Genomic DNA, 7,312 nt, shown 5'->3' on the forward strand with positions numbered 1-7,312 from the left:
CCCCCGAGCGCGCCCCGGGGACCGGCACCGAGGACGACGACACGGTGCCGCTGCCGATCATCCCGGCCGACCCGCGGGTGCGCTTCGGCCCCACCGAGACCCGCTACGGCACCCATGCGGCCGAACCCGGCCCGATCGATTCGCGTCCACCCGCACGGCAGCCGCTGTTCGACGCGGTGCTGTGCCTGCCGCGCCCCTACCAGCGCGCCCTGCTGCTCTACGACGCCCGCACCGCGCACGCCGCCGGCAGGCGCGTACGCCGGCGCTGGATCGCGGCGGCGGTGGGACTGCTCGCGCTGGCCGCGACGGTGATCGGGCTGACCGCGCTGGCCGCGCCGGACCAGGGCCGGCCCGCCTCGGTGCCGGTCCATCCGGCGCCCGCGGACCACCCCGCCCAGGGCACGCCGTAATCCGCGGGTACCGCACAGGACTCCCCGCCCGGACACCACGGCAGGCGCGCAAGCCCGCAAGCCCGCCAGGGAACAACCGCGGGAATCCGATCGGGACACCCGGGGCCTTGTGGGGCCCTCGATGGACGCCGAACCACGGAAACGCCCCGCGGATCACCGTGGAGATCCCTACGCCCACGGAAGCGAGCCGAGGGGCCTCATGGAAACACCGCGGGCCCGCACCCCCTGGAGGGTGCGGGCCCGCGGTGTTCACGATGCCGTCACGCACGGACCGCCCGCGCGGGGCCGGTCCGCACGCGGGCGCGCGGCTCAGCCCTGGAGCGCGGCCCGGGCGAGGCGAGCGGTCTCGGACGGGGTCTTGCCGACCTTGACGCCCGCGGCCTCGAGGGCCTCCTTCTTCGCCTGGGCGGTGCCGGAGGAGCCGGAGACGATGGCGCCGGCGTGGCCCATGGTCTTGCCCTCCGGGGCGGTGAAGCCGGCCACGTAGCCGACGACCGGCTTGGTGACGTTGGCCTTGATGAAGTCCGCGGCCCGCTCCTCGGCGTCGCCGCCGATCTCGCCGATCATCACGATCAGGTCGGTGTCGGGGTCGGCCTCGAACGCCGCCAGGGCGTCGATGTGGGTGGTGCCGATGATCGGGTCACCGCCGATGCCGACGCAGGACGAGAAGCCGATGTCCCGCAGCTCGTACATCATCTGGTAGGTCAGCGTGCCGGACTTCGACACCAGACCGATGCGGCCGGGCTTGGTGATGTCGGCCGGGATGATGCCCGCGTTCGACTGACCCGGAGTGATCAGACCCGGGCAGTTCGGGCCGATGATGCGGGTCTTGTTGCCCTTGGCCTGGGCGTGCGCCCAGAAGGCGGCGGTGTCGTGGACGGCGATGCCCTCGGTGATCACCACGGCCAGCGGGATCTCGGCGTCGATCGCCTCGATGACCGCGTCCTTGGTGAACTTCTCCGGGACGAAGATGACCGTGACGTCCGCGCCGGTCTTCTCGATCGCCTCGGCGACGGAGCCGAAGACCGGGATCTCGGTGCCGTCGAAGTCGACGACGGTGCCGGCCTTGCGCGGGTTCACGCCACCGACGATGTTGGTGCCGGAGGCGAGCATCCGGCGGGTGTGCTTCTGACCCTCGGAGCCGGTCATGCCCTGGACGATGACCTTGGATTCCTTGGTGAGGAAGATAGCCATGGTGTTGGTGTCCCTCGTCCCTTACTTAGCAGCCAGCTCGGCGGCCTTCTCGGCCGCTCCGTCCATCGTGTCCACCTGCTGGACCAGCGGGTGGTTGGCGTCGGTGAGGATCTTGCGACCCAGCTCCGCGTTGTTGCCGTCGAGGCGCACGACCAGCGGCTTGTTGACGTCCTCGCCCTTGGACTTGAGCAGCTCCAGGGCCTGCACGATGCCGTTGGCGACCGCGTCGCAGGCGGTGATGCCGCCGAAGACGTTGACGAACACGGACTTGACGTCCGGGTCGCCCAGGATGATCTCCAGGCCGTTCGCCATGACCTCGGCGGAGGCGCCGCCACCGATGTCCAGGAAGTTGGCGGGCTTGACGCCACCGTGGTTCTCACCGGCGTAGGCGACGACGTCCAGGGTGGACATCACGAGGCCCGCGCCGTTGCCGATGATGCCGACCTCGCCGTCGAGCTTGACGTAGTTGAGGCCCTTGGCCTTGGCCGCGGCCTCCAGCGGGTTGGCGGAAGCCTTGTCCTCCAGCTCGGCGAAGTCCGGGTGGCGGAACTCGGCGTTGGCGTCCAGGGACACCTTGCCGTCCAGCGCGATGACCCGGCCGTCGGCGACCTTGGCCAGCGGGTTGACCTCGACCAGGAGGGCGTCCTCCGCGATGAAGGTCTTCCACAGGGTCACCAGCACCTCGGCGACCTGGTCGGCGACCTCGGCCGGGAACTTGGCGGCCTCGACGATCTCGCGGGCCTTCTCCGGGGTGACACCCTCGATGGCGTCGACCGGGATCTTGGCGAGGGCCTCGGGCTTGGTGGCCGCGACCTCCTCGATGTCCATGCCGCCCTCGACGGAGGCCATGGCCAGGAAGGTGCGGTTGGTGCGGTCGAGGAGGTACGAGACGTAGTACTCCTCGGCGATGTCCGGCGCGGTCTCGGCCAGCATCACCTTGTGGACCGTGTGGCCCTTGATGTCCATGCCGAGGATCTGGCCGGCCTTCTCCACCGCGTCCTGCGGGTCGGAGGCGAGCTTGACGCCGCCGGCCTTGCCGCGGCCACCCACCTTGACCTGCGCCTTGACGACAGAACGGCCGCCCAGTCGCTCGGTCACCTCGCGCGCCGCCTCAGGCGTGTCGATGACTTCACCGGCCAGCACCGGTACACCGTGCTTGGCGAAGAGGTCCCTCGCCTGGTACTCGAACAGGTCCACGCGCGTCCGTCCCTTTTCTGGAAATCGCGGTTCGTTTTCTGCGCGGGCGTGCCGCGGGGGCAGCGTGACGACGCGATCTTTTACGAGGGCGGCACACGTGCGCCGGGTACGCGGCATGTCCGCATCGCAGGTTATCCCCGCCGGGGGGCCACCCCTAAATCACAGGTCACACTCACGCGGTGATTACCGTCACAGATCCCGGTGTCCACTATGCGTCCGTATACCCGCGGCAACCCGCCCGTGACGGCCGGGCAGCGCCCCTCCCGACGGGGGCTGCCCAGGCTCTTCGGCCACCTCTCGTTCGGCCGAACCACCCTGCGGCCGAATGGCGGTAGGTACGCGGGGCGCCCGCGCGTGAGCCGGAGGCGCCCCGGGCGCGCGGGGCACGACGGCCGCGAGGAACACGTCGAGCGCGCCTGCGACGGGGCGCCCCGCCGCCGCCCCCGGGCACCCGCCTGGGGCCGGCCTTGACTGTGACGCATCCGACCAAACGGACAGCGGTCCCGGCGATCCCCCACCCCGCCTCCTGGCCGCTTCGGTCACTTTTACCCCCTTGAGCACCTTTGTGAGCCCCTGTCTGCGCCTGTCTTTCCCTGGTCGCCCCTGTTCACACCTGTTCGCCCGTGTTCGCGGAGGTCTGAAGCGAGGGATCGCGGGGCAACCCGCGATGTACGGCCCGCGACCCCGTTCCCCATGTCCGGGATCGCCACCGCGGGACGCGGACTCCCGCTCACCCCCGCGGGGTCTTGTCCGGTATGGGGAGCGGGCGCTTTTCGATCGCCGCCGCCATCACCTCCGGGAAGAGGTCGGGCGTACAGGCGAAGGCGGGCACCCCGAGCGCGGCGAGCGCCTGGGCGTGCTCGCGGTCGTAGGACGGCGCACCTTCGTCGGACAGCGCGAGCAGGGCCACGAACTGCACCCCGGACGCCTTCATCGCGGCCACCCGGGCCAGCATCTCCGCGCGGACGCCGCCCTCGTAGAGGTCGCTGATCAGCACGACCACCGTGTCGGCGGGCCGGGTGATCTGCCGCTGGCAGTAGGCCAGCGCCCGGTTGATGTCCGTGCCGCCGCCGAGCTGGGTGCCGAACAGGACGTCCACCGGGTCGTCCAACTGGTCGGTCAGGTCCACCACCGCGGTGTCGAAGGCCACCAGCCGGGTGGCGAGGGACCGCATGGAGGCGAGCACCGCGCCGAACACCGAGGCGTACACCACGGAGGGGGCCATGGAACCCGACTGGTCGATGCAGAGGATGACGTCCTTGCGCACGCCATGTGCGGCGCGCCCGTAACCGACCAGCCGCTCGGGCACCACGGTCCGGTGCTCGGGCAGGTAGTTCCGGAGGTTGGCGCGGATGGTGCGGTCCCAGTCGATGTCCCGGTGGCGTGGCCGGCTGATCCGCGCGGACCGGTCCAGCGCACCGGTGACGGTGGCCCGGGTACGGGAGGCCAACCGCCGCTCCAGGTCCTCCACCACCTTGCGCACCACCGCACGTGCGGTCTCCCGGGTGGTCTCCGGCATCGCCTTGTTGAGTGACAGCAGGGTGCCCACCAGGTGGACGTCCGCCTCCACGGCCATCAGCATCTCCGGCTCCAGCAGGAGCGCGGACAGCCCCAGCCGGTCGATGGCGTCCCGCTGCATCACCTGGACCACCGAGGTCGGGAAGTAGCTGCGGATGTCCCCCAGCCAGCGGGCCACCTGCGGTGCCGATCCGCCGAGTCCGGCCGCACGGGCACCACTTCCGCTCCCGGCGCCCTCGCCCTGCCGCCCGTCTCCCCCATAGAGGGCCTCCAGGGCGCGGTCCATGGCCGCGTCCCGGCCGTGGAGCCTGACCCCGGTGCCATCGGCCGACGCCCCGTCGCCGCCGCTGCCGCCGCCCTCGCCACCCAGCACCAGCCGCCACCGCCGCAGCCGCTCCCCCACCTCGTAACCGTCCCCCGCCGCACCTGGCAGACCAGCCGCGCTCGGCCCGCCCTGCCCGTCGGCCGGTGTACGCATCCCGTCGGTCGTCACGGTCCCCCCGCTCCCTTCGCGCCGTCCATGTTCTTCCGCCACCCGCAGATCCGCCCTACGGCCTCCTCCCGCACCGCCGGACCGGTACGGGGACGGCCCGGGTGCGGAGTCCGGCCGCCCCCATCGCAGAAGTGCCCGAAGCGTCCAGGCTCCGCTTGGAGGTGTTCCGTACCTCTCACCGGCTCGCCCCCGCCCCCCGGCGGCGCGCCCGCTTCTCTCGCAGACGCTCTCAATCGCGGGCGGGACCCGACCCCGCACCCGGGTGGGTGGGCGTACCCGCCATGCCCAGCAGCAGTCGGACCGTCGGCAGGGCTGCCGCCGCCCGCCTGGGGTCCAGATCGGGGCCGAAACCGGGTATCGGGGGACTCGCCAGCGGATCCGGACCGGTGCTCGATCCCCGGCCCGAGCCGACCGGGCCGCGGCGGACCAGCTCGCCCAGGGTGCGCCGTACTCCGGTCTCGAACCCCGCGAAGGTACGGCGCAGCAGTGGGAGCACGTCCGTGAACGCCTCCGCCCTCACCCCGACCAGCCACTCGTCCACCAGGGCCAGCAGCCGTTCGTCGTGGACGAGGAGCATGCCGCCGCCGACCCCGCCGCCGATGAACCCCTCGATCCAGGCCGCCGCCTGGGCCGGCTCGGTAGCCGGTGAGAGGGCAAGCCGCATCAGCCGGGCCGCCGCCTCCTCGTCCAGCTGCCGGTCGTCCAGCAGCAGTCGGGCCGCCCGGCCGCGTATCAGCCCGGACACCCCGTCCCGGTCGGCCAGCGTCCGCAGCGCCGCCGACCACCTGGCGTACAGCTCAACGCCTCCGTCAGCTCCCGCACCGGCACCTGCACCGGCACCGTCCGAGCCCACCCCCGACGGTTCGGAACCGGCCGGGCTCGCGGAATCCGTCGGCGCACCGGCACCGGCCGGACCATCAGACCCCGCCGGCTCATCGGCACCGGCTGAGCCGTCGGACCCCGCCGGCTCGTCGGCACCGGCACCGGCACCGGCACCGGCACCGGCTGAGCCCACCCCACACGGTTCGGCACCGGACGCGCCGGCCCTCGGGTCGGTCGGGCGGGGGGACAGCAGGCCGATCGCCTGGTGCACCTGCTCCAGATGGCCGCGCAGCTCCGCCGCTCCCTCCGCGTCCAGCCCGACGCAGGCCGGGGGAAGTCCGACGATCAGACGCTGGGCCAGTCCGCGGGCGACGCCGGTGAGCGCCTCCGTCTCGGTGCCCCGGACGTCTCCGTACCGCACCGAGCGGACCAGCGCGGGCAGGGCCCCGGCGAGCTGACGCACATCGGTGTCGAGTGCGGCCCGGTCGGCGAGTACCCGCATCACCTCCGGCAGGGCCTCCCCGAGCCCGGCCAGCAGGCAGCGCTCGGCCAACTCGGTGACCTCGCCCAGCGACGCCGCCTCCCGCGCCAGCGACTCCGCCTTGGCGGTGGCCGCGGAGTGCACCGTGGTGCCCCACACCCCCGCCTCGGCGACCCGCACCGACAGCTCCGGCTCCCAACGCAGCCGCCAGCTCTCCCGGAAGGTGCCGGTGCTGCCGCGTGCGGGGCGGGCCGGTACGCCCCAGTCGATGTCCAGGAGCCGCAGCCGGTGCAGCAGCCGGCTGCGGGCCGCGTCGGTCTCCTTGCGCAGGTCCAGGTCGAGTTCCCGCTCCGCGGCCGTCGGCTTGAGGCGCAGCGAGCGCTGGACGCGGCTCAGGTCGCGCTGGAGTGGGACGGCGGGGGCGGACTCCGGTACCTCGCCCAGCACCTCGCCCACCACCAGCCGGTCCTGGACCAGGACAAGCGGTACGTCGGACCCCTCGCACATCACCGCGCGCACCGCGTCGACGGTCTCGCCGAGCCCCGCCAGCGGCCGGCCGCGCATCGCGGCGAGTGTCTCGGCGAGCCGCACCGCCTCGATGACGTGTGCGGAGGAGACCGGGTAGTCCTCGGTGCGGAGCAGACCGGCGACCTTGGTCAGCCACCGCTCCACCGGCCGGTCCGGAGCGTGGAAGAGGTGGCTGTACCAGCCGGGCGAGGTGATGCCGGCGCCGTAGCCGCTGTACCGGGACAGCCGGCGGTGGGTCCATGGCACCCAGCTCAGCTCGGGCTTCACCTTGGGCAGACCCTTGAGCAGTGCGCGGTCGGCGGTGACCGTGCTGCGCCGGGACAGTGCCGGTACGTGCCAGGCCCCGCAGACCACGGCGATCCGGTCGCCGAACTCCCGGCGGGCCGCGCGCAGTCGGAGCCGCATATGGGCCTCGCGGATGGCGTCGTGCGGGTGCCCGCCGTCCCCGTGGCGGGCTCGCAGTTCGGCCATCGCCTCGCCGAGCACCGTGAACGGGGCCAGGACGTCCACCGGTGCCGCCGGGCCGGCGGCGCGGTGCTCGACCATGTCCTCCCACCAGCGCTCGGGGTCGTCGTAGCCGGCGGTCTCGGCGAGCACCGCCAGCGGGTCGACCCGCAACCGCTCGCCGGGGTCCGGCCCGTCCTCCGCTTCCGCCGCCCGCCCGGTCCC

At 73.0% G+C, this 7,312-nt stretch carries 4 protein-coding genes and 1 pseudogene; 1 reads left to right on the forward strand and 4 read right to left on the reverse strand.

Annotated features, from left to right (window positions below; genetic code table 11):
• Positions 1-410 (forward strand): annotated as a pseudogene (locus tag E4099_RS33215) (hypothetical protein); the annotation flags it as partial.
• A gap of 309 nt (positions 411-719) precedes the next feature.
• Here the strand turns inward: E4099_RS33215 and sucD are convergent.
• From sucD to E4099_RS26200, 4 genes are all read right to left on the reverse strand, one after another.
• Complete coding sequence (gene sucD / locus E4099_RS26185) at positions 720-1,604, reverse strand: succinate--CoA ligase subunit alpha (protein WP_135341588.1); 885 nt, start codon at positions 1,602-1,604, stop codon at positions 720-722.
• Positions 1,605-1,625: 21 nt separating this feature from the next.
• Positions 1,626-2,801 carry an ADP-forming succinate--CoA ligase subunit beta gene (sucC, locus tag E4099_RS26190; protein ID WP_135341589.1) on the reverse strand — a complete coding sequence of 392 codons (1,176 nt, stop codon included), beginning with the start codon at positions 2,799-2,801 and terminating at the stop codon, positions 1,626-1,628.
• A 730-nt stretch (positions 2,802-3,531) separates the two neighbouring features.
• On the reverse strand, positions 3,532-4,797 hold the full coding sequence (locus tag E4099_RS26195) for a VWA domain-containing protein (protein ID WP_135341591.1): 1,266 nt from the start codon (positions 4,795-4,797) through the stop codon (positions 3,532-3,534).
• A gap of 244 nt (positions 4,798-5,041) precedes the next feature.
• Positions 5,042-7,312 (reverse strand): DUF5682 family protein (locus E4099_RS26200; protein WP_135341590.1); only part of this gene is annotated, 2,271 nt, incomplete at its 5' end.

Source organism: Streptomyces palmae, from assembly GCF_004684805.1.
GTDB lineage: Bacteria > Actinomycetota > Actinomycetes > Streptomycetales > Streptomycetaceae > Streptomyces > Streptomyces palmae.

Coding starts and splice junctions, on each gene's coding strand:
- sucD (WP_135341588.1), bottom strand. CDS start 1,604: ATGGCTATCTTCCTCACCAAGGAATCCAAGGTCATCGTCCAGGGCATG.
- E4099_RS26195 (WP_135341591.1), bottom strand. CDS start 4,797: ATGCGTACACCGGCCGACGGGCAGGGCGGGCCGAGCGCGGCTGGTCTG.